The following is a 26,245-nucleotide window of genomic DNA, read 5'->3' on the forward strand; positions in this document are numbered from 1 at the left end:
GCGGGCCGGCGGATGCCGGCGGCGCGCGGATCGGTTCGCGGCGCCGCTGGCGTCAGCGCGCGTAGGCGAAGTGGCTGCGCTGCTCGATCTGGGCCGCGTAGAAGTCCTCGACGACCTCGCGGACCACCTCGGCCAGCTCGTCGCCCCGGTGCTCGTCGAGCTGGATGTCGCTGCCGACCGTCCGGCCGACGGAGCAGCTCGCCGCCCCCGGCACGAGGCGCTCGTTGTAGCGCTGGTTCAGGCCCGAGACCGAGATGTAGTTGCTGCCGCCGAGTTCCGGACCGTACTTGATCTTGATCTTCTGCTCGGACTCGGTGCCGCGCAGCTGCGCGCACAGGCTGATGAAGTTGTCCTGATCGATCTTCGCCTCGAGGCCGGTGATGCTGCCGTGGACGTTGTCCTCCTCGTTGAGGACCTCGGCCATCAGGTTCAGCACGCCCATGACGGGCTGGAGCGCCCGGGACCCGTCCTCGAGCAGCTTCCGCCGGAAGTCGTTGCTGCGCTCGTCGGCCGCCTGCAGACGCGCGCGAAACCTGTCCTTGACCTCGTTGGCGCGTGCCATCGCGCTCCTCCCTGGTGGTTCACCCGATGCTTTACCGCTCGGATAACCGAAACCTACGAGGCCAATTCAGATGACGCAAGATAGTGCAAAATATTGATGCCTGCTCAGAACTTGAGCCGTTGCACAGGAATAATACTTGCTCATGAACTGTGCAACGGCGGCAGGTCCGGGAGGCGCGCTTACTTCAGGAGCTGCAGAAGGCTGCGCCCCGCCGGGGACTTGAGTTCCCTGGCGTCGAGGGTGCCGTCGTTGTCGGGATCGGCCGCCGTGAAGCGCTGCGCGACCAAGGCGAGGTATTCCTTGCGGTCGAGGGTGCCGTCGGAATCGGTGTCGGCGGCCTTCAGGTCCTTCTTGCTGAGCCGGCCCTTCAGCTCCTTGGCGTCGACGGTGCCGTCCTTGTCGGTCTCGGCGGCGTCGAAGACCTTGCCGGCGGCGGCCTGGGCCTCGGCCAAGTCGATCGTGCCGTCGTGGTCGGTGTCGACCATCTTCAGCGCGCGCTCGGTGCCGGAGGACCGGGCGAGGGCCGCCGACGGCAGCGCGGCCGGCAGGACCAGGAGGGTCACGAGGGCGGTGGCGAGGGCGACGGTCGGGGCGCCCATGGTCGGGCGGCGCGTGGCGGCGCGGGCGGATCGGTGCGGGGTCGCGGGCATGGGGCTCTCCGGTGCCGGTCGGTTCCGGCAGCCCAAATCCCGGTCCCGGCTTGCGTTCCCGCGCCCGCCTTCACGAGATGCGGAGCCGCGCCGCGCCGCGCTCAGCGGACCGGGCCGTCGAGGGGTGCGAGCCGGTCCGCCGCGGGGGCCGCGGCTTCCCCCGGCGCGGCGCGCGACAGGGCTTGGGCCAGGGCCCGGAGATCCGGGACGGGCGCGCCCGCCGCGCCGAAGACCGCCCTGTCGAGGGCCGCGAAGGCGGCCGCGAGATCGGGCCGCGCCCGCCAAGTCCGGGCGAGGTCGGGGACTTCGCGCTCGGCGGCGTCGAGAGCCGCGCGGAACCCGACCGGGTCGCCGGCCCGGGCCGCCGCGCGTAAGGAGCGCCGCGCCGCGACGGAGAGGCGCAGGCGCGGCCGCCCGAGGCCGAAGCCGATCAGCGCGAGGCCCAGCCCGAAGGCGGCGAGCGCCGAGGCGGCGACGACGAGGGGCGAGGGGATCGCGGGGGGCGCCCGCTCGGTCTCGCGGTCGGGCAGGCCGCCGCCGATCTGCCGGGCCGGGATCTCGGTCTCGCGCATCGTGCGGGTGTTGGTGTCGAACCACGGGATCGCGATGGCGTCGAGGGGGATGATCTCCGGCACGCCGGGCTTCACGTCCCACTGGTATGTGGCCCGCGCCACGGGTCCCGAGGGCGTCAGCAGCGTCTCGCGGGTGACGGGGCCCGCGAAGGTGATGATGCCGCGGGTGCGCATGACCGGCCGGGGCGGCAGGCCTTCGGCGACCATGCCCTGGGCCTCCAGGGTGACGATCCGGCGGGTGGTCTCGCCGACCTTGATGGTCTCCGGGTCCGGGCTCCAGGAATCGGTGATCGCCACGTCCTTGGCGGGCAGCCACCAGGGCTCCTTGGCGTCGGGGCCGCCGGTGGGCTCGGTCCAGGGTGCGACCGGGAAGGGGATCGGCTTCGAGCGGACCTCGACGACCCGCCGCTCGCCGACATCGTTGACGGTGAGCTTGTGGACGAACGGCTCGATGGTGAACTGGCCGGCATGGTGCGGGAAGACCGCCACGGTGCGGTCGAACGCGATGGCGCTCTGGCCGTCGGGGAGCTTGGTCCGGCTCCAGTGGTCGCGGCCGAGCTGCGTCCACGAGAAGTTCGCGAGGGAGGGCTGCACCACCTCCTCGAGCAGGATCGGCTGCTTGTAGACCCCGTGGATCTTCAGCAGCACCATCTCGCGGGGGAAGGGGGCGCTGTTGCCGTTGAGCTCCGCGGTCACCGTCAGCGTGAGGTCGCCCGGCTCGATCTCGGCCCGGGCGGGCAGGGGGGCGAGGAAGGGCGCGAGGAGGATGAGGGCACGGGTCAGGGCGCGGGTCAGGGCGCGCCGCTCGGAAACGCCGAAAACACTTACCACGGGTTGCTCCCGGCGGGGATCGCGGTGCCGGCCTCGACCCGGCGGGTCTGCTCGGCGCGCAGGCGCAGCTTGAGATAGCGGCCGGGATCGTCCAGCAGGGTCTGGAGCCAGAGCCGGTCCGGGCGGATCTCGTGGGCCTCGAAGCTCTTGGTCACCCGGCGGACCTCGCGCTCGGGCGCCTCGGCCACCATGGCTGAGCCGCCGCCGGTCCGGCCGCGGCCGGCGGCGTCGCCGGCCGAGCCCCGGGCCTGGCCCTTGCCGGCGTCGATCGACTGCTGCTCGGCCTTGCCGCGGCGGGCGACCTTGCTGTTGCCGGGCAGCGACGCGCTGGCGTTCGATTCCTTGTTGCCGGCGAGACCCTCGCCGCTGGAGGCGGCGTTGATGTCGTTGTTCTGGTCCTGGTTGGCGGTGTTGTTGTAGCGGGCGCCGTACTGGGCGGTGCCGTTGGCGATGCCGCCGCCGGGCCCGCGGTCGATCACCTCGGCTCGCATCCGGGCGATCAGCGAGCGGTTGGCCTGGGCGTCGGCGTCGCGGGGGTTGAAGCGCAGGGCCTCGTCGTAGGCCGCGAGCGCCCCGTCGAGGTCGCCGGCCCTGGCCAGAGCGTTGCCGAGATTGTAGCTCGCCCGCCGCCCGCCGGCACGGAACAGCGCGACCGCCTCCTCGTAGCGGCCGGCCTCGTAGAGCGCGGCGGCGCGCCAGGCCGGATCGACGAACACGTCCGCGGCGAGGCCCGGCAGGCCGAGACCCATCAGCAGCCGCCCGAAGCCGGTGCGGGGCTGCGAGACCGCGAGCAGCGCCAGGAGGCCGATCCCGGCGAGGGCGAGGCCGGCGATCCGGGCGAGCCGCCGCCAGCGCGGCGGCAGGCCGGCCCGGAGCGGGGCGGCGAGGCCGGTCTCGGGAAGGGTCAGCCGCATCACGCGCTCCTGCGGAACAGCAGCAGCGCCGGCAGCGCCGCCAGCAGCAGCAGCCAGCGCCCGAGATCCGCGTAGGCCAGGACGCCGTAGCCGCCCGCCGCGAGGTGCTGGGCGAGGCCGGCCCCGACCGCGTCGAGCACCGGGCCCGGGGTCGCGATGTCGGCGGCCGTGCCGCCGCCGGCCCGGGCGAGGGCGTCGAGGGCGGTCCGGTCGGGCTTCGGCGCGCCGGGCGGCAGCGGCTTGTCGGCCGGGACGTAGAGGGCCTGGAGCCGCCAGCCGTGCTCGGCGATGGCGCGGGCCTCGCGGGTGGCGGCCTCGCCGATGCCGTCGCCGTCGCTGATCAGCACCACGTCGGCCGCCACCACGCTGGCCTCCGCGAGGGTGCGGCGGGCCAGCGCCAGCCCGCGCTCGGGGTGCGAGCCGCGGTCCGGCACCGTGTCGGCGTCGAGGGCGAACAGGGTGGTGCCGAGGCTGTCGCGGTCCGTGGTCGGGGAGGCGGCGAGGTAGGCGTCGCCCGCGTAGACCACGAGGGCGACCGCCCGGGTGCCGGCGGCCTCCGCCACGGCGGCGGCGGCCTGCCGGACGCCCTGGAGGTTGCCGCCCTCGGTGACCGACCGCGACAGGTCGACGACGAGCACGGTCTCGTCGAGGTTGCGGAAGGTCCGCCCGTCCGCCCGCTCCACCGCGGGGCCGGTCAGCGCCAGGGCGATCAGCCCGGCCGCCAGCGCGGCGGCGAGGTTCGCCTGCCGCCGGCCGCCGAGGACCGCGCCGGCCCGGGCGAGATGGGCCATCAGCGCCGGGTCGACGGCCCGGGCCCAGTCGCCCAGCGGCGCCGAGCGCCACGCGGCGCGAAGGGCCAGCAGGACCACGACCGGGATCGCCAGGAACCACCAGGGGCGCAGGAGGGCGACGGCGTCGAGGGCGCTCATCGGGCGGACCCTCCGACCCGCATTCCCGCCCCCGAGGCCGGCGCCGCGCCCCGGCACCGCGGGACGCGGGGGAGGGTCGGGGGCGCGGGGTATCGTACCATCACGCGCCCCTCCGGCTGGCCAGCAGGAGCGCGGCGCTGAGGAAAGCCAGGGCGGCCGGCCAGGGCCAGAGGTCCCGGCGGAGCGGCAGGGGCGGGGCGAGGGCGCGGCCGCCCTCCAGCCGGTCGATGGCGTCGGCGACCCGGACCAGATCCTCGGTGGTGCGCACCCGGAACGCCTCGCCGCCGCTCGCCCGCGCCATGTCGCGCAGGGTCTCGGTGTCGACCACGTCCTGCTCGCCGTCGGCGTCGGCCATGTCGCGGGGCCCCAGGGCGATCGTGTAGACCTTGATGCCGAGTTCCTTGGCGAGCTCGGCCACGTCCTTGGGGGCGGTCTGGCCGGCATTGTTGGCGCCGTCCGACAGCAGGATCACGGCCTTCGCGGCCTTCTCGCCCGGCCTGGCCCCGGCGGCGTCCCCCCCGGCGTCCCGCGGGTCCAGCCGGCGCAGGGCGAGCCCGAGGCCGTCGCCGATGCCGGTGGAGCGGCCGCTGATGCCGATCGTGGCCTCGTCCAGCGCCCGGGCGACCGCGGCGGTGTCGAAGCTCGGCGCCGCCGCCACGTAGGCCTGGTCGGCGAAGATCACGAGGCCGATCCGGTCCCCGGCCCGGCGCCGGATGAAGTCGGTGCCGACGCGCTTGACCGCGGTGAGCCGGTTCACGGTCTCGCCGTCGAGGGCGAAGTCGCGCCGCTCCATCGAGCCCGACAGGTCCATGGCGATCATGATCTCGCGGCCCGAGGCCGGGAGCGCGGCCGCCGGCATGACGAGGCGCGGGCCCGACAGCGCCGCCACCAGGGCGATCCACAGCGTCCAGGTGAGCAGGGCCCGCCGGCGCCCGCGGGCCGCGCGGTCGGCGCCGGCGCGCGCGCCGGCCACCAGGGTCGCGGGCACGCGCAGGGCGCCGCTGCCCCCCTCCGGCTCCGCCGGGATCAGGCGCGCGGCCAGCAGCGGCAGGGGCAGCGCCAGCAGCGCCCAGGGCGCGGCGAGGTCGAAGGCCGACAGGAGCGCGCTGAGCCATGCGGGCAAGAATCCGCTCATGCCCGCAGCCGCCCGATCAGGCGGGCGAGCTCGGCGTCCAGGGCGTCGAGGTCGGGATCCTGCCGCCGGTACAGCCCGTCGGCGAGCACCCGGCCGGCGCCCCGGGTGAAGAAGTCGGTCCGGAACAGCCCGTCCAGCCGGGCCGCCCAGTCCGGGCCCGTCGCCCGGGTCCCGGTCCCTGCCTCGGCCTCGCCGGACCGGTCGAGAGACCGGTCGAGTCTGCGCAGCAGCCGGGCCTGGGCGACGAGGCGCGCCTCCGGGTCGAGGCCTCGGCTCCGGGCGAGCTCGGCGAGCGCCGCCCGGCGCAGGGTGGCCCGCGCCCGGCCGCGCCCGTAGCGCACGAGCCCCACCAGCAGGGCGGCGAGGAAGCCCAGGGCGGCCGCGGCCACGACCTCGCCCTGCACGGCGCCGGCGGCGCCTCCGGGCAGGTGCAGGCCCCGGAGCTGGTCGAGGGACAGGGGGATCTCGGCGGGCGCGACGGGGTTCATCGGGTCGCGCCGCGGATCAGGTCGCCGGGGATCGCACCGCCGGGTCCGGCCTCACAGCACGGCATCGAGGCGCTCCATGAGCGGCGCGTAGGCCTCCGGGCCGGTCTCGACGTCGAGGCGCACGCCCGCGATGCCGCGGCGGGCGTAGTCGGCGAGCCGGGCCTCGGCGGACGCGTCCGCCTGTCCTCCCGCGGTCGGCAGCGCGGTCCCGCGGCGGCCGTCCGCGAGGGCGAAGGGGTAGTAGCCCGGCGGCCGGGCGCGCTCGAAGGCGTCGCTCACCAGGATCAGCCGGATGGCGATCCGCTCGGCGAGCAGGGTCAGGAGCTCGTCGAAGCCCGGGCCGGGATCGTCCAGGGCGCTGGCGATGACGAGGTGGCCGCCGGCCGGCAGCAGGCTGCGGGCGAGGGCGAGCGTCGCCTCCAGCGGCGGCTCTGCGCGGGCCGGCGCGCCGGATTCGACCTTCAAGGCGTCGGTGTGGGCCTGGGCGAGGGCGCCGGTGACCGCGATCATGGCGCGCTCGCCGCCCGCCGGCCGCAGCACGGTCGGCGCGCCGGCCGCGGCGACCGCGAGGCCGACCCGGCCGCCGTCGGCGGCGACCCGCCAGCCGAGCAGCGCCAGAGCCTCGGCGGCCGCCACCGAGCGCAGGGCCCGGCGGGTGCCGAACAGCATCCCGGGCCGGAAATCGGCGAGCAGCACCACGGCGCGGTCGCGCTCGTCGTGGTGGGTGCGGACGTGCAGCTGCCCGGTGCGGGCCGTGGCGTTGCGGTCGATGAAGCGGCGGTCGTCGCCCTCGGACCAGAGGCGGACGTCCTCCGGCTCCGACCCGCGCCCGCGGCGCCGGGTGACGATGCCGCCCGGCAGGCCCGCGAGCGTCCGGGTGGCGGGCGCGGAGCCCCGCCGGGCGAGGTGGCGCAGGCCCATCAGGGCCTCGCCCGAGAGGTGGATGCCGTGCTCGGCGCGGTCTCGCCCCGCCTCCCGGGCGGGGAAGGGGCCCCCGGCGGTCGGGCCGACCGCCCCCGCGGCGGGGGGAGGGGATCTGCGCCGCGCCTGCCCGAACCCGAACACCGTCAGAGCGCCCGCACCCGCTGCACCAGCTCGCCGACGAGGCCGCGCGCCGTCCGGCCCTCGGCGGCCGCCCGCCAGGTCAGGCCGATCCGGTGGGAGAGGGCGTCGCGGGCCAGCTCCGCGACGTCCTCGGGCGTGACGTGGTCGCGCCCCCGCAGCCAGGCCCGGGCCTTGCCGGCCATCATCAGCGCCAGGGTGCCGCGGGGGGAGGCCGGGTGCTCGATCATGGCGCGCAGGTCTGGGGCGGCCGCGTCGGTGCGGGTCGCCGCCACCAGCCGGACGAGGTAGTCCTTGAGGGCCGGCGACACGTAGGTGGCGAGCGCCGCCTCCCGGGCGGCGCGCACGTCCGCCAGCGACAGCCGCACGGTCATCGCGTCGACGTGGTGGGTGATCTCGCCCTCCACGAGGTCGAGGATCGCCCGCTCGGTGGTCTCGTCGGGCATGTCGACCACGACGTGGAGGAGGAAGCGGTCGAGCTGCGCCTCCGGCAGCGGGAAGGTGCCGGCATGCTCGATCGGGTTCTGGGTCGCCACGACCATGAACGGGTCGGACAGGCGGTGCGTCGTCCCCGAGACCGTCACCTGCCCTTCGGCCATGGATTCGAGGAGCGCCGACTGCACCTTCGGGGGGGCGCGGTTGACCTCGTCCACCAGCACGAGGGCGTGGAACAGCGGCCCGGGCAGGAACTCGAAGGTGCCGCTGTCCTGACGCCAGACGGTGGTGCCGGTGAGGTCGGCCGGCATCAGGTCCGGGGTGCACTGGATGCGCGCGAAGGAGCCGTCGAGGCCGTCGGCGAGGCGCTTGACCGCGCGGGTCTTGGCGAGCCCCGGCGCGCCCTCGATCAGCAGGTGCCCTCCGGTGAGGAGCCCGATCAGCAGGCGCTCCACGAGGCCGGCGCTGCCGATCAGGCCGCGCTCCAGCCCCTCACGCAGCGCCATGACGCGGCCGTGCAGGGCGGCGTCGGGCGTGCTGCTGGACCCTTTGTCGGGTGCGGTGTCGGGCCTGCGTTCGGCGAGGGCGCCGCTCGTGGCGCCGCTCATGCGGAGAACGATCCGGTGCGGAGCGGATCCGCCCGTCGGGCCATGTTCCGGGCCATGTTCCGGGCCTTGTCCTGGGCCGTGTGCTGCATCCTGCACGTCTCCTCGGCCGGGTCCCGGATTCTTAAGGGATCCTCAGGCTCTTGCCGGTGTGCCCGCTGCCCGGTGCGGCCGTCAATCCCGCTTCGGACACGCTTTCCGATCCCGCCCGGGCCATGGTGTCACGGTTCCGTCACCTCTCCGCTCCCATGAGACGCCGGATGACCAGCTACGCCGCCCTCCCCGAAGAACTGAAATCCGCGATCGGCCTGCTCGTGGCCTTCGTGCTGGGCACGATCATCGGGGCCGAGCGGCAGTACCGGCAGCGCACCGCGGGCCTGCGCACGGCGGTGCTGGTCGCGGTCGGGGCGAGCGCCTTCGTGGATCTCGGCATGCGTCTGACCGGTCCGGACGGGGGCGTCCGGACCGTGGCCTACGTGATCTCCGGCATCGGCTTCCTCGGCGCCGGCGTGATCATGAAGGAGGGGATGAACGTCCGCGGCCTCAACACGGCCGCGACCCTGTGGTGCTCGGCCGCGGTCGGGGCCTTCTGCGGCGCCGACCTGCCCCTGGAGGCGGTGTTCGTGATGGTGACGGTGCTCGCCTGCAACACCGCGCTCCGGCCGCTGGTGAACGCCATCAACCGCGCGCCGATCCGCGAATCCGCCACCGAGGCGACCTACGAGGTCCAGGTCACCACGGCGCCCGGCGAGGCCGGGCCGGCGCAGGACCTGCTGGTGGAGCGCCTGGAGGCGGCGAACTACCCGGTCGGCAGCGTCGAGATCGAGGAGCGCGGCGAGAGCGCGGTCGACGTGGTGGCGACGCTCACAGCCAGCGCCGTCAAGGCGGAGGAACTCGACGCCGTGACCAACGAGCTGGCCCGGATGCCCGGCATCCGCCACGCCACGTGGTCGGTGCAGACCGCCGACTGAGCGCGGCGCGCGGGCGGGGCGGCGATCCGGAGGGCCGCCCTCCGGCGGTGACCCGGGGCGTCAGCGACGCGGGTCGAGGGGCCGGCTGCGGCGCTCGATCACCACGGTCGGGCGCGTGCGGCGCTCCACCACCACGGTGCGCGGGGCCCGGCTCGGGCTCGCCTGGGTCAGGATCCGCTCGGGGGTGCGCTCCGGCTTGGCCTTCTTGGCCGCCAGGACGTGGGGGCGGACCTCGTCGGCCGGCAGGCCCATCAGGCCGGCGGCGATCTCGACCTGCTGCTCCACGTCGTCCGCGAGGTCCTGCGCGGCGGCGACCGCCTCGCTCACGGTGGGCGGCTCGCGGCGGACGCGGATCGGTGGCAGGTCGGCGAAGCTCTTCTGCGTCTTCTTCACGGGGCGACTCGCGGTCTTCATGGACCAGACATAGCGCCTTCCGGGCAGGTTGTGCAGTGCATCAAAAACGTGTGATGGGCGCCTCCCGCACATGTCTCGCCGGCGGATAGCGCGGGGGAGACGCGGAGCTGACGCGCAGTGGCGCGGCTGTAAGGCCGGCTGCCGCGCGCTTGGGCAGGCTCGGACCGCTTCGGGCATCCGGTGCCCGACCTGCCGAAGTTTCGAGCGTTCCGCGGGCCAGTGCCGTCCGCCCAGCTTCGGAAACGCGCCCCGATGCGTCATAGTGGCGCAGTCCGGCGAGCTCGCGCTTACCCGCGCTTCAGCCCGGCATGGTAGGGTCCGCGGATGACCGAGAGCCTCGATCCCCGGCTGACCCCGGCCCGGCCGCACGTCGCCGATCTCCGCTTGCGGGACCGCATCGCGGCGGCGCGCTACGTTGCCGGCACGCCGCGGCGGGTGACATCGCCGTCGGCGCCGCTGCGCCGCGCGCCCGCCGCCGACGCGGGGCTCGACACCGAGGCGCTGCTGGGCGACGCGGTCGACCTCTACGACACGGCGGACGGCTTCGCCTTCGTGCAGCTCGCCCGCGACGGCTACGTCGGCTACCTGCCGGCCGAAAGCCTCGGTCCGGCCGATCCGGAGCCGACGCACCGCGTCACCGCCCTGCGTACCTTCCTGTATCCCGAGCCGGACCTGAAGCGGCCGGTCCTCGGCCATCTCAGCCTCGGCGCACGCCTCGCCGCGACGGGGGAGGCGGGCACCTACCTGGAGACGCCGGGCGGCTACGTGTTCGCCCGCCACTGCGCGCCCGTCGACGCGCGCGAGCCGGACTACGCCGCGACGGCCGCGCGGCTCGCCGGGACCCCCTATCTCTGGGGCGGCCGCACCAGCCTCGGGCTCGACTGCTCCGGCCTCGTGCAGCTCTGCCTCGACGCGGCGGGGCTGCCCTGCCCGCGCGACGCCGACATGCAGGAGCGGGCCCTCGGGCAGGCGCTGACGTTCGACCCCGCGCGCCCGGAGGTCGCGGGCCTGCGCCAGGGCGACTTCGTCTTCTGGCGCGGCCATGTCGGGCTGATGGTCGATCCCGAGACGCTGATCCACGCCAACGGCCACCACATGGCGGTCGCCGCGGAGCCGCTCGCCGGGGCGGTCGCCCGCATCGCGGCACACAGCTTCGGCGCCGTGACGGGGATCCGGCGGCTCTGAGGGAGCCGGCGCGGGTCCCATTCCCGCGGCAATCGTGCTACAGAGGGGCCACGGAGCGGCTCCGCTTCCCTCTTCCCGCCCGGTTCCTGGGCCAGTCCTGTTGACAGGACAGCCCCGCCCTCGCCACATCCCCCGCATGACCGCCGATATCGCGACCCCCGAGCCCGTCCCGGGCACCGCCGGCAAGCCGCCGCTGGAGATCCTGCTCTGCGCCCCGCGCGGCTTCTGCGCCGGCGTGGTGCGGGCCATCGACGTCGTGGAGCGGGCGCTCGCCATCTACGGGCCGCCCGTCTACGTCCGCCACGAGATCGTGCACAACAAGTACGTCGTGGAGAGCCTGAAGCGGAAGGGCGCCGTGTTCGTCCGCGAGCTCGACGAGGTGCCGGACGGCGGCGCCCCGGTGATCTTCTCCGCCCACGGCGTGGCCAAGACCGTGCCGGCCAACGCTGATTCGCGCGGGCTGACCACGATCGACGCCACCTGCCCGCTGGTGACCAAGGTCCACCGCGAGGCCGAGATCCACCACAAGCGCGGCCGCCACGTCCTGCTGGTCGGCCATTCCGGCCATCCCGAGGTGGTGGGCACGATGGGCCAGCTGCCCAAGGGCTCGATCACCCTCGTGGAGGATCTCGAGCAGATCGCGGCCCTGACCCCGGACAATCCCGACAACCTCGCCTGGGTCACCCAGACGACCCTGTCGGTGGACGACACCCGGCACATCGTCGACGCCCTGAAGAAGAAGTTCCCGAACATCACCGGGCCGCACAAGGACGACATCTGCTACGCCACCACCAACCGCCAGGAGGCGGTGAAGCAGGTGGCGCCGCTGGTCGACGCCCTGATCGTGGTCGGCTCCTCGAACTCGTCGAACTCGCAGCGCCTGCGCGAGGTCGCCGAGCGCGTCGGCTGCCCGATCACCCGCCTCGTGCTCCGCGCCGAGGAGATCGACTGGCCGGCCTTCGAGGGCATCCGCAAGCTCGGCCTCACGGCCGGCGCCTCGGCCCCCGAGGTCCTGGTCGAGGAGATCATCGACGCCTTCGCGGCCCGCTACGACGTGATGGTCGACACGGTCTCGACCGTGATCGAGGACATGGTCTTCCCGCTGCCGCGGGAGCTGCGCAGTGAGGCCGCCGAGTAGGCGGTCCGGTCCGACAGCGCCGACGCCCCGGGCTCGGGGCGCGCGGCAGGCTTTATGCGGGGGCGCTTCGGCGCCCCTTGCCGTATCGAACTTCCGACATCAGAGCGCAGACACGTGGCCGTCTACACCGAGGTATCCGACGCGGCGCTCGCCGAGTTCCTGTCCGCCTACGCGATCGGCAGCCTGCTCTCCTTCAAGGGCATCGCGGAGGGCGTCGAGAACTCGAACTTCTTCCTGCACACGACTGAGGGCGCCTACATCCTGACGCTCTACGAGAAGCGCGTCCGGGAACAGGACCTGCCGTTCTTCATCGGGCTGATGGAGCACCTCTCGGCCCGCGGCCTCGCCTGCCCGCAGCCCGTGCGCGACCGGGCCGGCCAGGCCCTCGGCCAGCTCTGCGGCCGGCCCGCCGCCATCGTGAGCTTCCTGGAGGGGGTCTCGGTCAAGGCGCCGGGCGTCGAGCATTGCCGGGAACTCGGCCGGGCCCTCGCGGAGCTGCACGCCGCCGGCCGGGACTTCCCGATGGTGCGGGACAACAATCTCTCGGTGTCCGCGTGGCGCCCGCTCTTCGCGCAGGCCGAGGCCCAGGCCGATTCGGTCGAGCCCGGCCTCGCGGCGCGCACCCGGTCGGACCTCGCCGTCCTGGAGGCGCACTGGCCCCGGGACCTGCCGGGCGGCGTGATCCACGCGGACCTGTTCACCGACAACGTCTTCTTCATCGGCGACGCGCTGTCGGGCCTGATCGACTTCTACTTCGCATGCACGGACGCCTTCGCGTACGACCTCGCGGTCTGCCTGAACGCGTGGTGCTTCGACCCCGACGGCACCTTCCACCGCGACATGGCCGCCGCGCTGATCGCCGGCTACGAGGCCGTGCGGCCCCTGGAGGCCGCCGAGGTCGCGGCCCTGCCGATCCTGTGCCGGGGCGCCGCGCTCCGCTTCATGCTCACCCGGCTGGTCGACTGGCTGAACGTGCCCCCGGGCGCCCTGGTAAAGCCGAAGGACCCGCGGGAATTCGATCGCCGGCTCACCTTTCACCGCCAGGCGCGGGACGCCCGCGATTACGGCCGGGCGGGCTGAGACGCGGATGAGCCGGCGACCCGCTGGACAACCGGGTCGATCCATCCGCCACGACCGGTTTGACAGGGCCGAACCCCGTCACCGGGAGCGCAGCGACGTGACCCAAGGTGGCGCGACGCTCGTCGCCGTGGCGCTACCCTGGATCGCTTCTCTGCACGCGCACTGACGGCTGGGGCGCAGGGGGCGGCAGGCGGCCGCACCGCTTCGGGAAGGGGAGGCGCGAAACCGCCGACCCTCGCGTTCGAACGAATCGTCGGGCCGCTCAGTCGGTCTCGCCGTCCAGACCCAGCCAGTGGCGGCCGTCGCGGGCGAGCAGCGCGTCGGCCTCCGTCGGGCCGGCGCTGCCCGCGGGGTAGAAGTTCACCTCCGCCTGCGGCCAGCCCTTGAGCAGGGGATCGACCGCGGCCCAGCCGGCCTCGATGTTGTCGGCGCGCTGGAACAGCGTCGCGTCGCCGGTCATGCAATCGTAGAGCAGCGTCTCGTAGCCGACATTCGGCCGGTCGGCGAAGAAGTCCTTGTAGCGGAAGCCGGAGCGCACCCGGCCGATCTTCATCTGCGGCCCCGGCACCTTGACGTTGAACTCCGTGCTGACCCCGTGATCGGGATCGATCTGGATCCGCATCACGGTGGGCGCGAGGTCGGCCGTGGGGGTGTCCTCGAACATCTTGAACGGCGCCGGCTTGAACAGCACCGCGATCTCGGTGCGCCGCCCGGTCATGCGCTTGCCGGTGCGGACGTAGAACGGCACGCCGGCCCAGCGCCAGTTCTCGATGTTGAGCTTCAGGGCGATGTAGGTCTCGGTGACCGAGTCCTTCGCCACGTGCGGCTCGTCCCGGTAGGCGGGCACGGCGCGCCCCTCCGATGTGCCGGCCGTGTACTGGCCGCGCACCGCGTCCTCGAGCGGGATCGGCTTCACGGCCTCGGCGAGCTTGGCCTTCTCGGTGCGCACGGCCTCCGCGTCGAAGGAGTTCGGCGGCTCCATGGCGACCATGCAGAGCAGCTGGAACATGTGGTTCGGCACCATGTCGCGCAGCGCCCCGGTCGGCTCGTAGAAGCCGCCCCGCTCCTCGACGCCCACGGTCTCGGCCGCCGTGATCTGGATGCTGTCGATGTATTCCCGCCGCCAGACCGGCTCCAGCAGGCCGTTGGCGAAGCGGAACGCCATGATCGACTGCACGGTCTCCTTACCCAGGAAGTGGTCGATCCGGTAGAACTGGCTCTCGTCGCCCTGGCGGAGGATGCGGGCGTTCAACTCCCGGGCCGAGGCGAGATCGGAGCCGAACGGCTTCTCGATGACCACGCGGCGGAAGGTGTCGCCCTCCTGCTTGAGCAGGCCGGCCTGGCCGAGCCCGTCCACGATCGTCCCGAAGAAGCGCGCCGCCACCGCGCAGTAGAACACCGCGCTGCCGGTGACCCGCTGCTTCACGGCCGCGTAGGTCTCGGGCTTCTCGAAATCGCCCTTGAGGTAGTGGAGCCGGTCCCGGATGAAGCTCCAGCTCTTCGGGTCGATGTGGTCGGCGTGGAACTCCGAGGTCGGGTCCTTGCTGAACGCCTCCAGGGTCTGGGTGAGATTCTCGCGGAGCGATTCGTCCGTCCCGTCATTGTGATCGATGCCGAGGATCGAGAAGCCCTCGGACAGCAGGCCGGCGCCGGCGAGGTTGTAGAGCGAGGGCATCAGCAGGCGCTTGGTGAGGTCGCCGCCGGCCCCGAAGATCACCAGCGTGCAGGGCGGCGCCGGCTGCGTGCCGCAGGCTGCCGTGTCCTTGAGGGCTGTCGTCGGCTCGGCCATCCCTGACTCCCGTGTGGCTGCACTGCACCAAACCGGCCTGACAACCCGCCGCGGCGAGGCCCGTTCCGGTACCCGCTGGGCTATGCTGCGCCGAGGCTAGGATCAAGGAACCCCGCATGCATACCCATTCCCTCGAGCCCTGGGCCCACAGCCACGTCTTCCTGGGCGACCGGCACGATCGGCACGCCCGCCGGACCTGGGCGGTGGTCGCGCTCACGGCCGTCACGATGGTGGCGGAGATCGCCGGCGGCACGTGGCTCGGCTCGATGGCGCTGGTCGCCGACGGCTGGCACATGTCGACCCACGCGGCGGCCCTGGGCGTCGCGGCGCTCGCCTACCACTTCGCCCGGCGCCACGCGGACGACCCCCGCTTCAGCTTCGGCACCGGCAAGTTCGGCGACCTCGCGGCCTTCGCCAGCGCGCTGCTGCTCGGCCTGATCGCCCTGCTGATCGGCGCCGAGAGCCTCGACCGGCTGCTGCATCCGGTGGCGATCGGCTTCGGTCAGGCGATCCCGATCGCCGTGCTGGGGCTCGCCGTGAACCTCGCGAGCGTCTGGCTGCTGCACGACGACCACGACGACCACGGCCACGACGACCACGCTCACCATCACGGAGGCCACGCGCACGGAGGTCACGCGCACGCGGGCCACGCGCATGGCGGCCACGGCGGCCACGACACGAACTTCCGGGCCGCCTACGTCCACGTCCTGGCCGACACGCTGACGTCGGTCCTGGCCATCGCGGCGCTGCTCGGCGGGCGCTATCTCGGCCTCGCCTGGCTCGACCCGGCCATGGGCCTCGTCGGCACCGCGGTGATCCTGGCGTGGTCGTGGAGCCTGCTGCGGACGGCCGCCCTCGTGCTCCTCGACGCGCGGCCCTCGCCGGCGGCCACCCGGGAAATCCGGGAGCGCCTGGAGATCGGTGGCGACCGGGTCAGCGACCTGCATCTCTGGCGGGTCGGGCCGGGCCACCGGGCCGCCGTGATCGCCCTCGTCAGCGACGATCCGCAGCCGCCCGCCCACTACAAGGCGCGCCTCGCCGGTGTGAAGGGCCTGAGCCACGTCACCGTCGAGGTCCAGCCCTGCGGGGGGCACGCGGCGGCGGCCTGAAGGTCCCGCGCGGGCGCTCGGCCCGGCGGCCGCTACTCGTCGGGGCGGACCGCCTGGCCGCCCCGGTCGATCGGCAGGCTCGGGCCCTTCAGCTCGGAATCGCTTGGCAGGGCGCGCACGTCCCAGCCGCCGCCGAGCGCCCGGATCAGCGTGACCGCCGCGGTGAAGCGGTTCAGTCGCACCTGAAGGGCGTTGACCTCGTTGTTCACGAGCAGGTTCTGCGCGGTCACCACCGTGGTGAAGTTCTGGGTGCCGGCCCGGTACTCGTTGAGGGTGATCTCCACGGCCTTGCGCGACAGGTCCACGGCGGTGTCCTGCGCCCCCTGCTGCTGGCCGAGGATGCGCAAAGCCGCCATCTGGTTCTCGACCTCCGCGAAGGCGGCCAGCACCACCTGCCGGTAATTGGCCACCGCCGCGTCGTAGCCGGCCTCGGCCGAGCGCAGCGCCGCGGTGCGGGCGCCGCCGTCGAACAGCACCTCGCTGCCGGAGGCCGCCACCGACCAGACCTGGTTGGCCGCCGAGAGCAGGCCGTTGCGGGTCGCCCCCGAGATGCCGCCCTGGGCCGAGATCGTCACGGTCGGGAAGAAGGCCGCCACCGCCACGCCGATGCGCTCGCTCTGCGCCTGGACGAGGCGCTCGGCCTGGGCCACGTCGGGCCGCCGCTCCAGCAGGTCGCCGGGGATGCCCACCGGCACGCCCGGCGGGCTGCGCCCGATGCCGGATACCGGGATCGACACCTCGGAGGGCGGGCGACCGATCAGGGTGGCGATGGCGTTGACGAACTGCACCCGGGTCAGGCGCACCGCGATGGCCTGGGCCTGGATGGTCTGGACCTGGGTCTGCGCGGTGATCACGTCGGAGCGCGCCGCGACCCCGGCGGCGTACTGGTTCTCGGTGATCGCCAGGGTCCTCTTGAAGTTCTCGACGTTCTCATCGAGCACCTTCTGGAGGGAATCGGCGTAGCGCACCGTCAGGTAGTCGGCCGCGATCTCCGCCTGGATGCTCAGGCGGGTCAGCGCGATCGTGGCGGCGTCGGACTGCGCCAGGGCCGCCTCGCTCTCGATGGTGCGGCGCGTGCCGCCGAACAGGTCGAGCTCCCAGCTCGCTTGGCCCAGCAGCGCCACGTTGGTGCGCGTGGCGGTGCCGCTGCCGGTCCGGGTGATGCTCGGCGCGCCGATCACCGTCGGGTACAGGGCCGCCTGCGCGGAGGCGACGAGCGCCCGCGCCTGCCGATAATTCGCCACCGCCTGCCGGAGGGACTGGTTGTCGACGTCGACGAGGCGGATCAGCCGGTCGAGGGTCGGGTCCTTGAACACCCGCCACCAGTCGCCGCGCTCGACCGCGTCGCTCGGCCGGGCCTCGCGCCAGCCCTTCTTCCGCGCCGCGACGTAGGCCGGGCTGTCCTCCCGGACACCGCCCTGCTTGTAGGCCAGCGGCGTCTCCACGGAGGGTCGGGTGTAGTCCGGGCCGACCACGCAGCCGGCGAGGAGCGGGGCGGCGAGGAGGAGGGATGCGAGGGTGCGGAGCCGTTGATGGGTAAAAAGCGCACCGCCCACCCTGAACCTCATCCTGAGGTGCCGGAGCGTAGCGGAGGCCTCGAAGGAGCCCTCCAGGAATCGCGCGCCTGGCTGGAGTCCTCCTTCGAGGCTGCTGCGCGGCACCTCAGGATGAGGAGGTGGGTTGGAGGAACCCCCGCGCGCGATCGCGGCCGCCGCTGTTTCACGTGAAACCTTAACCATCACTCTCCGGCCGGCAGCGCCGCTTCTCCGCTCCGCCCGCCGCGCCTGCGCCGGTTGAGCACCCTGTGCCGGAGGCGATCGAGGGTGAGGTAGACGACGGGGGTGGTGTAGAGGGTCAGGATCTGGCTCACAATCAGCCCGCCGACGATGGCGATGCCCAGCGGGCGGCGCAGCTCCGCGCCCTCGCCGTTGGCCAGGATCAGCGGCACGGCGCCGAGCATGGCGGCCAGCGTCGTCATCATGATCGGCCGGAAGCGCAGGAGACAGGCCTCGCGGATCGCGTCCACGGGATTCGCGGCCCGGGTCCGCTCCGCGTCGATCGCCACGTCGATCATCATGATCGCGTTCTTCTTCACGATGCCGATGAGCAGGAACACCGCGATCAGCGCGATGATGGTGAAGTCGGTGCCCGTCACCAGCAGGGCCAGCACCGCGCCGACGCCGGCCGAGGGCAGGGTCGAGAGGATCGTCAGCGGGTGCACGAAGCTCTCGTAGAGGATCCCCAGCACCGCGTAGACCGCCAGGATCGCCGCCAGGATCAGCAGCGGCTGCCGCGACGCGGAGGCGACGTAGTTCTTGGCCGCGCCGGCATACTCGCCGTGGATCGTGGCGGGCAGCTGCAGGGAGGCCATGGCCCGGTCGATGGCGTCGGTGGCGTCCGACAGGCTCTTGCCCGGGGCGAGGTTGAACGAGATCGTGGTCGCCACGAACAGGCCCTGGTGGCTCACCTGCACGGGGGCGCTGCCGGGCTCGATCCGCGCGAAGGCCGAGAGCGGCACCATCGTCTCCTTGGCGGCCGAGACCGGCGCGCTCGACGAGGCGCCGCCCTTGCTCGCCGCGATGGCGTTGGCGGAGGCGTTGCGGGCCGAGTCGGACGCGATGGCGGCGGCGTTCGAGGCGGTGTCGGCCGTGCTGGCGGAAGCGGCGGCGGCCGCCGCCGCGACGGCGCCCGCGGTGCCCGAGCCGCCGACGGCGCCGGAGCCCGTGGCGACGCCGGTCGCGGCGCTCGCCGACGACCCGCTGCCCGGGCTGCTGGTGCCGGTCGCCGCGTTGGTGTTGACGGTCCCACCCGCCGCCACCGTGCCGGCGACCGCGTTGGTGGTGGCCGAGCCCGGCGCGTTGCCGCCCGAGGTCGAGACGTAGATCTGCTTGAGCGTCTCCGGCGTCTCCAGGTAGCGCGGCGCGATCTCCATCACGACGTGGTACTGGTTCAGCGGGTTGTAGATCGTCGAGACCTGGCGCTGGCCGAAGGCGTCGTAGAGGGTGTTGTCGATCTTGTTCGGCGTGATGCCGTAGCGGAACGCGGTCGCCCGGTCGATCACGACCCGGCTCTCCAACCCGCCCTCCTGCTGGTCTGAGGTCACGTCCGCGAAGGTCGGGTCCTTCTGCAGGGCCGCCACCAGCTTCGGGGCGGCGGCGAACAGCTCCTCGGCCGTGTCGCCCTGGAGGGTGTACTGGTACTGGGCGAAGCTCTGGCGGCCGCCCATCTGCAGGTCCTGGCGGGGGAAGACGTAGAGGCGCGCGCCCGCGACCTGCGCGAGCTTCGGCCGCAGCCGCGCCATCACGGCCGAGATCGGCGCCCGCTCGTTGAGCGGCTTCAGGCCGACGAAGACGTTGGCCGAGTTGGTGCCGCGGCCGCCCGTGAAGCCGACGACGCTCTCGACCGCCGGATCCGCCCCGACGATCGCGGTCGCCTGCGTGAGCTTCTTCTCCATCGACTGGAACGAGATGCGCTGGTCGGCCTGGATGCCGCCCATCATCTGCCCGGTATCCTGCTCGGGGAAGAAGCCCTTCGGGACGATGATGTAGAGGTAGACGTTGAGCCCGACCGTGGCGAGCAGGCTCAGCAGGACGAGGCGCGGATGGGCGAGCGCCACCTCCAGCGTCCGCGCGTAGGCCCCGAGCAGCCGGGCGAAGCCGCCCTCCAGAATCCGGATCAGCAGGTTCGGCCGGCGGCCGGCCGGCGGTTCGCCATTGGGGCCATGCCCCTCGGCCCGGAGCAGCCGGGCACACATCATCGGCGTGGTCGTGAGCGAGAGCACCAAGGAAATCAGGATCGACAGCGACAGGGTCACCGAAAATTCCTGGAAGATGCGGCCGACGAGGCCGCCCATCAGCAGGATCGGCAGGAACACCGCGATGAGTGACAGGCTCATCGAGATCACCGTGAACCCGACCTCCCGCGCGCCGATCAGCGCCGCCTGGAGCCGGGGCTTGCCCTCCTCGATGTGCCGCTGGACGTTCTCCAGCACCACGATGGCGTCGTCGACCACGAAGCCGGTGCCGATGATCAGCGCGGTCAGCGACAGGATGTTGAGCGAGTAGCCGAGCAGATACATCGCCGAGAAGGTGCCGACGATCGAGATCGGCACGGCGACCGCCGGGATCAGCGTGGCCCGCCAGGAGCGCAGGAAGCCGTACACCACCAGGATGACGAGGCCGACCGCCACCAGCAGCGTCTCCTCGGTGGCCGCGAGGGAGGCGCGGATCGTGGCGCTGCGATCGCCGGTGAGCTTGATGTCGATGCCGCCGGGCAGGGAGGCGGTGATCTGCGGCAGCGCCTCCTTCACGGCGTTGATGGTCTCGACCACGTTGGCGCCGGGCTGCTTGTAGACGAACAGCAGCACGCCCGGCTTGCCGTTGACGATGCCGAGGTTGCGCTTGTCCTCGACCCCGTCGAGCACCTGCCCGACATCGGTGAGCTTCACCGCGGCGCCGTTGCGGTAGGCCACGATGATGTCGCGGTAATCGGCGGCCTTGCGGCCCTGGTCGTTGGCGTAGAGCTGGTAGCGGCGGTCGCCCGCGTCGATCTCGCCCTTGGGCGAGTTCGCGTTCGCGGAGGCGAGCGCGGCCCGGATGCCCTCGAGGCCGATGCCGTAGTTGAACAGGGCCGTGGGATCGAGCTCGACCCGCACCGCCGGCAGGGACGAGCCGCCGATATCGACGTTGCCGACGCCCGGCAGCTGCGACAGCTTCTGCTGCACCACGGTGGCGGCGGAATCGTAGACCTGGCCGCGGGTCAGCGTCTCCGAGGTCATGCCGAGGATGATGATCGGCGTGTCGGCGGGGTTGAACTTCCGGTAGGTCGGGTTCTGCCGGAGCGACGCGGGCAGGTCGGCGCGCGCCGCGTTGATGGCGGCCTGGACGTCGCGGGCCGCGCCGTCGATGTCGCGGTTGAGGCCGAACAGCAGCACGATCCGGGTCGAGCCGAGGGAGTTCGTGGACGTCATCTCGTTGACGTCCGCGATGGCGCCGAGCCGCCGCTCCAGGGGCGCCGCCACGGTGGTGGCCATAGTGTCGGGCGAGGCGCCGGCCATCTGGGCCTGGACGAGGATCACCGGGAAGTCGATCTGCGGCAGCGGCGCCACCGGCAGCTTCAGGAAGGCGAACAGCCCGGCGAGCAGCACGCCGATCGTGAGCAGCGTGGTCGCCACCGGCCGCCGGATGAACGGCTCGGAGATGTTCACGGGAGCGCCTCGCCGGGCGCGAGATCCGGCCCCCGCCGCCCCGAGATCCGCCGCTCCAGCCGGTCGAAGGCCAGGTAGATCACCGGCGTGGTGAACAGCGTCAGCACCTGGCTGACGATCAGGCCGCCCGCGATGCAGATGCCGAGCGGCTGGCGCAACTCGGAGCCGACGCCGGTGCCGAGGATCAGCGGCACCGCGGCGAAGAGCGCCGCCAGCGTCGTCATCAGGATCGGCCGGAAGCGCAGCAGGCAGGCCTGGAAGATCGCCTCGCGGGGCTCGAGCCCGTCCTCGCGCTCCGCCTGGAGCGCGAAGTCGATCATCATGATGGCGTTCTTCTTCACGATGCCGATCAGCAGCACGATGCCGATCACCGCGATGATATCGAGCGACAGGCCGAACAGCATCAGGCCGAGCAGCGCCCCGATCCCCGCCGACGGCAGGGTCGAGAGGATCGTGATCGGGTGGATGAAGCTCTCGTAGAGCACGCCCAGCACGATGTAGACCGTGACGATCGCCGCCAGGACCAGGAACAGCTCGTTGCCGAGCGCCGACTGGAAGGCGAAGACCGAGCCCTGCGGCACCACCCGGAACGAGGGCGGCAGCCCGATCTCGGCCTTGACCTTGTCGATCGCCTCGACCGCCTGCCCCAGCGCCGCGCCGGGGGCGAGGTTGAACGACACGGTGGTGGCCGGGAACTGGCCGAGATGGGAGATCAGCAGCGGCGCCCGCCGCTCGCTGATCCGCGCGACCGCCGAGAGCGGCACCTGCCCGTTGGTCGCCGTGGAGGAGGGCAGGTAGATCGCGTCGAGGCTGCGGAGCGTCGTGTGCAGCTTCGGGTCGGCCTCCAGGATCACCCGGTACTGGTTGGACTGGGTGAAGATCGTCGAGATGATCCGCTGGCCGAAGGCGTCGTAGAGGGCGTTGTCGATCGTCGCCGGGGTGATGCCGTAGCGGCCGGCGGTCGGTCGGTCGATGGTCACGTAGGCGGCGAGCCCCTGGCCCTGGTGGTCGCTCGCCACGTCGGTGACCACGGGCGACTTCGCCAGCGCCTCGGTGAAACGCGGCACCCAGGTCTCGAAATCGTCGATGTTCGGGCTCTCCAGGATCACCTGGTACTGGGTCGCCGAGACCGCCGTGTCGATGGTCAGGTCCTGGACCGGCTGCATGTAGAGCCGCATGCCGGGCTGGTTCGCGGTGGCCGCCGAGATTCGCCGGATGATCGCGCTCGCCGTCGCGGTGCGCGCGTCCCGGGGCTTCAGGTTGATCAGCATCCGGCCGGAATTGAGCGTGACATTCTGGCCGTCGACCCCGATGAACGACGACAGGCTCGCCACGTCCGGGTCCTTGAGGACGATCTCGGCCATCCGCTGCTGGCGCTCGGCCATGGCGGCGTAGGAGACCGACTGGTCGGCCTGGGTGATGCCCTGGATGACGCCCGTGTCCTGCACGGGGAAGAAGCCCTTCGGGATCACCGCGAACAGGTAGATCGTGAGCCCGAGCGTGCCGAGCGCCACCAGCAGGGTCAGGCCCTGGTGGTTCAGGACGACCCGCAGGGAGCGGCCGTAGGACTCGATCGTGCCGTCGATGGCGCGCCGGCCGAGGCGGGAGAGGACGCCCTCGCGGCGGCGGTGACCGGCTTCCGGGACGTGCTTCAGGAGCCGCGCGCACAGCATCGGCACCAGCGTCAGCGAGACCACCGCCGAGATGATGATCGTGGCCGCCAGCGTGATGGCGAATTCGTGGAACAGCCGCCCGACCACGTCGCCCATGAACAGGAGCGGGATCAGCACGGCGATCAGCGAGACGGTCAGCGAGATGATGGTGAAGCCGATCTCGCGGGAGCCCTTGAGCGCCGCCTCCAGGGGCGAGTCGCCCGCCTCCACGTGCCGGGCGATGTTCTCGATCACCACGATGGCGTCGTCGACCACGAAGCCGGTGGCGATGGTGAGCGCCATCAGCGACAGGTTGTCGAGGGAGAAGCCGTACAGGTCCATGACCGACAGGGCGCCGACCAGCGATAGCGGCACCGACAGGCTCGGGATCAGGGTCGCCGACAGGCTGCGCAGGAACAGGAAGATCACCAAGACGACCAGCGCGATGGCGAGGCCGAGCTCGAACTGCACGTCCTCCACGGAGGCGCGGATCGTGGTGGTCCGGTCGGTGAGCGGCGCCACCGCGACGGCGGCCGGCAGGCTCGCCTGGAGCTGCGGCAGCAGCGACTTGATCTTGTCGACGGTCGCGATGACGTTGGCGCCGGGCTGGCGCTGGATGTTCAGGATGACCGCCGGCGTCGCGTCCGCCCAGGCGCCGAGCTTGGTGTTCTCCGGCCCCTCGACCACGTCGGCCACCTCCGAGAGCATCACCGGGGCGCCGTTGCGGTAGGCGATGATCGCCGCGTCGTAGGCCTTCGGGTCGCGGATCTGGTCGTTGGCGTTGATCGCGTAGGACTGCTTCGGCCCGTCGATCGTGCCCTTCGGCGTGTTGACGTTGAGGTTGGTGATGGTGGTGCGCAGGTCGTCGATGTTGAGCCCGTAGGCGGCGAGCGCCCGCGCGTTGAACCGCACCCGCACGGCCGGGCGCTGGCCGCCCGAGATGCTCACGAGGCCGACGCCCGCCACCTGGCTGATCTTCTGCGCGAGGCGCGACTCGGCGAGGTCGCGCACCTGGGTGAGCGGCAGGGTCTTGGAGGTGAGCGCCAGCGTCAGGACCGGCGCGTCGGCCGGGTTGACCTTGGCGTAGATCGGCGGCGCCGGCAGGTCGGAGGGCAGGAGGTTGCCGGCGGCGTTGATCGCCGCCTGGACCTGCTGCTCGGCGATGTCCAGCGGCAGGTCCAGGCTGAACTGCAGGGTGATGACCGAGGCGCCCGCGGAGGATTGCGAGGTCATCTGGTTGAGGTTGGCGAGCTGGCCGAACTGCCGCTCCAGCGGCGCCGTCACCGAGGAGGTCATCACCTCGGGGCTGGCGCCGGGATAGAAGGTCTGGACCTGGATCGTCGGGTAATCGACCGCCGGCAGCGCCGAGACGGGCAGGTTCAGGTACGACACGCCGCCGACGATCAGGATCGCCAGCATCAGCAGCGTCGTGGCCACCGGTCGCAGGATGAACAGGCGGGACGGGTTCATGACGCGCTCCCGTTATCCCTTCCCCCGCGGAGGGGGGAGAGGGAGCGTCGCGCCAGAGTTGTCCTCACTGCGCCTGACGGCGCCGGTGCCGACGACCGCCCTCCGCTGTCCCTTGGGAATCCGCCGCCGCGTCGGCCGGCGCGGCGGGCTTCACCTCCCCCTTGCCGTCAGCTTTGCCGTCCGGCTTCGCCGCCGCGGCCTTGCCGTCGCCGGCCGCCGCCGGCGCGCCCTCGGTGATGCGCACCGGCGCGCCGTCCTTCAGCCGGTCGGTGCCGTCCGTGACGACGCGGTCACCCGGGTTCAGCCCGGAGACCACCACCGTGTGGGTCCCGTCAGTCTCGCCGGTCTTGATCGGCCGGACCGTGACCTTGCTGTCCCCGTCCATCAGGTAGACGTAGGTGCCGGGCGTACCCTGGAGCAGGCTGGAATTCGGCACCAGCGTCGCGCCCCGCACCGTGTCGACGGTCAGCTTGGCGTTGACGAACTGGTTCGGGAACAGCTCCTCGTCGGAATTGTCGAACAGCGCGCGCAGCTTCACCGTGCCGGTGGTCGTGTCGATCTGGTTGTCGACCGTGTCGAGGCGGCCGGTGGCGATCTCGTGGGCGTCGCCGCGGTCGTAGGCCCGCACGGTGAGCTTCGCGCCCGCCCGCACCTGCCGCATCACCCGCGACACGTCGTCCTCCGGCAGGGTGAACACCACCGAGATCGGGTGGAGCTGGGTCACCACCACGATCGCCGTGGAGGCGGCCGAGATGTAGTTGCCCTGGTCGACCTGGCGCAGGCCGACGCGGCCGTCCACCGGCGAGACGATGTGCGTATAGGCGATGTTGAGTTTCTGCTGGTCGACGAGCGCCTGGTCGGCCGCGACCGTGCCCTCGTTCTGCTTCACCAGGGCGGCCTGCGTGTCGACGTTCTGCTTCGAGATCGAGTCCTGCCGGTTCAGCGTCTGGTAGCGCTGCAGGTCGAGCTTCGAGTTCTGGAGCAGCGCCTGGTCGCGGGCGAGCTGGCCCTGGTACTGCGCGAGCAGCGCCTCGTAGGGGCGGGAATCGATCCGGGCGAGCTCGTCGCCCGCCTTCACGTTCTGGCCCTCCCGGAACTGCACCTGCGTGAGGTAGCCGCTGATCTGCGACTTCACCGTCACGGTGGCGAGCGGCGTCACGGTGCCGAGGCCCTGCAGCACCACCGGCATGTCGCCGGTCGTGGCGCTGGCGATGCCCACCGCCTGCGGCATGTCGGCCCCGCCGCGCCGGCCGCCGTGGCCGCCGGTGTGATGCGCCGTCGCCGGCTCGGCGCCCTTGCCGGTGCGCGCCTCGTACCAGCGGTGGCCGATCGCCCCGGCGCCGGCGAGCAGCACTAGGAACACGAGCCAGCGGATCGGGCGGAAGCGCCGCGTCCGGACCTCGCGCGCGGGCGCCTCGCCGGGCTGGTAGGCGCGGGCCGTGTCGGTCCGGATCGGTGAACTCTCGTTCATGCCTGACTAGAGCACAGGACGGTCGTCTGCGCGACCGGCGGCACCCTATCCCTCGCTGTCCAAGCCCCCATGCCGCCCCCGGAACGCCGCGTCCCGGAAGCCCGTCCTGAAGCCGCCCGGTCCCGCGGGACCCGACGGCTCCGATCCCGTGTACGGGAGCGTAAGCCCATAAAGCTGTCCGGGCCCCGAACGGCTCCTTACCGCGGCGTCATGGACACCCGCGGCCGCGCCGCTCGCGCACCTCGCGGCGCCCTCCACCGGTGCCCGGTCAATGCGCCGTCACTAGGGCGGCGACGTTTCACTCGTGTTGCTGGGGCCCGCCGGACGCGTCCGGTACCGCATAAGCGCGCAGCACCGCCCGGAACGCGGGATCGACCGGGGTGACGGCCACGGCGCGGCGCAGGCCGAGTCCGAGGCCGCCGATCAGCAGCGCCAGCACCAGGCAGCCGAGGAACGCGCGTGAGGAAGGCCGCATCGTCGTATCCGGTGGCCGACCCAGCGAGCGGGGCGTGAGCGGGTGCGGCCGCGTCCGGACATGCCGAAAGGGCCACCGACCCGCAAGTCGATGGCCCTTCTG

Annotated in this window: 21 protein-coding genes; 5 read left to right on the plus strand and 16 right to left on the minus strand. The window is 72.7% G+C overall.

The window, feature by feature from the left end:
- Window positions 1–52 precede the first annotated feature (52 nt).
- From BM419_RS15650 to BM419_RS15690, 9 genes are all read right to left on the minus strand, one after another.
- Window positions 53–562, minus strand: a complete 510-nt coding sequence (locus tag BM419_RS15650; protein WP_091926959.1) for a hypothetical protein — start codon at window positions 560–562, stop codon at window positions 53–55.
- A 179-nt stretch (window positions 563–741) separates the two neighbouring features.
- The gene (locus tag BM419_RS15655) at window positions 742–1,212 is read right to left on the minus strand and encodes an EF-hand domain-containing protein (protein WP_175556313.1); all 471 of its coding nucleotides are present in this window, start codon (window positions 1,210–1,212) and stop codon (window positions 742–744) included.
- Between the two features lie 101 nt (window positions 1,213–1,313).
- Window positions 1,314–2,615 carry a BatD family protein gene (locus BM419_RS15660; RefSeq protein WP_091926960.1) on the minus strand — a complete coding sequence of 434 codons (1,302 nt, stop codon included), beginning with the start codon at window positions 2,613–2,615 and terminating at the stop codon, window positions 1,314–1,316.
- Entirely contained in the window at window positions 2,609–3,529 is a 921-nt protein-coding gene (locus tag BM419_RS15665) for a tetratricopeptide repeat protein (RefSeq protein WP_091926961.1), read from the minus strand. The genes BM419_RS15660 and BM419_RS15665 overlap by 7 nt, the downstream gene beginning before the upstream one ends.
- A complete protein-coding gene (locus tag BM419_RS15670; protein ID WP_091926962.1) occupies window positions 3,529–4,458 on the minus strand; it encodes a VWA domain-containing protein in 930 nt (309 codons plus the stop codon). Before BM419_RS15670 ends, BM419_RS15665 begins: the two co-directional genes overlap by 1 nt.
- A 100-nt stretch (window positions 4,459–4,558) precedes the next feature.
- Window positions 4,559–5,581, minus strand: coding sequence for a VWA domain-containing protein (locus tag BM419_RS15675; RefSeq protein WP_026605067.1), 1,023 nt, complete (start codon window positions 5,579–5,581; stop codon window positions 4,559–4,561).
- Between the two features lie 8 nt (window positions 5,582–5,589).
- Window positions 5,590–6,081: a DUF4381 family protein gene (locus tag BM419_RS15680; protein WP_091926963.1), complete on the minus strand. Its 492-nt coding sequence runs from the start codon at window positions 6,079–6,081 to the stop codon at window positions 5,590–5,592.
- Between the two features lie 51 nt (window positions 6,082–6,132).
- Complete coding sequence (locus BM419_RS15685) at window positions 6,133–7,002, minus strand: DUF58 domain-containing protein (protein ID WP_175556314.1); 870 nt, start codon at window positions 7,000–7,002, stop codon at window positions 6,133–6,135.
- Between the two features lie 146 nt (window positions 7,003–7,148).
- Window positions 7,149–8,186 (minus strand): AAA family ATPase, encoded by a 1,038-nt coding sequence (locus BM419_RS15690; protein WP_020094037.1) that lies wholly within the window; start codon window positions 8,184–8,186, stop codon window positions 7,149–7,151.
- A 257-nt stretch (window positions 8,187–8,443) separates the two neighbouring features.
- On the opposite strand from BM419_RS15690, the gene BM419_RS15695 reads away from it, so the two are divergent.
- The gene (locus tag BM419_RS15695) at window positions 8,444–9,154 is read left to right on the plus strand and encodes an MgtC/SapB family protein (protein ID WP_056533658.1); all 711 of its coding nucleotides are present in this window, start codon (window positions 8,444–8,446) and stop codon (window positions 9,152–9,154) included.
- 60 nt (window positions 9,155–9,214) lie between these two features.
- Here BM419_RS15695 and BM419_RS15700 read toward each other — a convergent pair whose 3' ends face one another.
- Window positions 9,215–9,547: a hypothetical protein gene (locus BM419_RS15700; protein ID WP_020094034.1), complete on the minus strand. Its 333-nt coding sequence runs from the start codon at window positions 9,545–9,547 to the stop codon at window positions 9,215–9,217.
- Window positions 9,548–9,892: 345 nt separating this feature from the next.
- Between BM419_RS15700 and BM419_RS15705 the strand changes: the two genes are divergently transcribed.
- The 3 genes from BM419_RS15705 to BM419_RS15715 all read left to right on the plus strand — a co-directional run bounded on the left by BM419_RS15705 (window position 9,893) and on the right by BM419_RS15715 (window position 12,971).
- Window positions 9,893–10,753 carry a C40 family peptidase gene (locus BM419_RS15705; RefSeq protein ID WP_091926964.1) on the plus strand — a complete coding sequence of 287 codons (861 nt, stop codon included), beginning with the start codon at window positions 9,893–9,895 and terminating at the stop codon, window positions 10,751–10,753.
- 136 nt (window positions 10,754–10,889) lie between these two features.
- Window positions 10,890–11,891 (plus strand): 4-hydroxy-3-methylbut-2-enyl diphosphate reductase, encoded by a 1,002-nt coding sequence (gene ispH, locus BM419_RS15710; RefSeq protein ID WP_091926965.1) that lies wholly within the window; start codon window positions 10,890–10,892, stop codon window positions 11,889–11,891.
- Window positions 11,892–12,005: 114 nt separating this feature from the next.
- On the plus strand, window positions 12,006–12,971 hold the full coding sequence (locus BM419_RS15715) for a homoserine kinase (protein WP_020094031.1): 966 nt from the start codon (window positions 12,006–12,008) through the stop codon (window positions 12,969–12,971).
- 262 nt (window positions 12,972–13,233) lie between these two features.
- Here the strand turns inward: BM419_RS15715 and zwf are convergent, their stop codons facing one another.
- Entirely contained in the window at window positions 13,234–14,760 is a 1,527-nt protein-coding gene (gene zwf / locus BM419_RS15720) for a glucose-6-phosphate dehydrogenase (RefSeq protein ID WP_091926966.1), read from the minus strand.
- A gap of 116 nt (window positions 14,761–14,876) precedes the next feature.
- Between zwf and dmeF the strand changes: the two genes are divergently transcribed.
- Entirely contained in the window at window positions 14,877–15,869 is a 993-nt protein-coding gene (dmeF, locus tag BM419_RS15725; protein WP_091926967.1) for a CDF family Co(II)/Ni(II) efflux transporter DmeF, read from the plus strand.
- Window positions 15,870–15,901: 32 nt separating this feature from the next.
- Here dmeF and BM419_RS15730 read toward each other — a convergent pair whose 3' ends face one another.
- From BM419_RS15730 to BM419_RS32405, 5 genes are all read right to left on the minus strand, one after another.
- On the minus strand, window positions 15,902–17,437 hold the full coding sequence (locus BM419_RS15730) for an efflux transporter outer membrane subunit (RefSeq protein WP_091926968.1): 1,536 nt from the start codon (window positions 17,435–17,437) through the stop codon (window positions 15,902–15,904).
- A gap of 170 nt (window positions 17,438–17,607) precedes the next feature.
- Complete coding sequence (locus BM419_RS15735) at window positions 17,608–21,075, minus strand: efflux RND transporter permease subunit (RefSeq protein ID WP_020094027.1); 3,468 nt, start codon at window positions 21,073–21,075, stop codon at window positions 17,608–17,610.
- Window positions 21,072–24,197, minus strand: a complete 3,126-nt coding sequence (locus tag BM419_RS15740) for an MdtB/MuxB family multidrug efflux RND transporter permease subunit (protein ID WP_056533669.1) — start codon at window positions 24,195–24,197, stop codon at window positions 21,072–21,074. The genes BM419_RS15735 and BM419_RS15740 overlap by 4 nt, the downstream gene beginning before the upstream one ends.
- 64 nt (window positions 24,198–24,261) lie before the next feature.
- The gene (locus BM419_RS15745) at window positions 24,262–25,668 is read right to left on the minus strand and encodes an MdtA/MuxA family multidrug efflux RND transporter periplasmic adaptor subunit (RefSeq protein ID WP_091926969.1); all 1,407 of its coding nucleotides are present in this window, start codon (window positions 25,666–25,668) and stop codon (window positions 24,262–24,264) included.
- Between the two features lie 298 nt (window positions 25,669–25,966).
- Window positions 25,967–26,143, minus strand: a complete 177-nt coding sequence (locus BM419_RS32405) for a hypothetical protein (RefSeq protein WP_020094024.1) — start codon at window positions 26,141–26,143, stop codon at window positions 25,967–25,969.
- Between the last annotated feature and the right edge of the window lie 102 nt (window positions 26,144–26,245).

The sequence above is a fragment of the Methylobacterium sp. yr668 genome, from assembly GCF_900116245.1.
GTDB lineage: Bacteria > Pseudomonadota > Alphaproteobacteria > Rhizobiales > Beijerinckiaceae > Methylobacterium.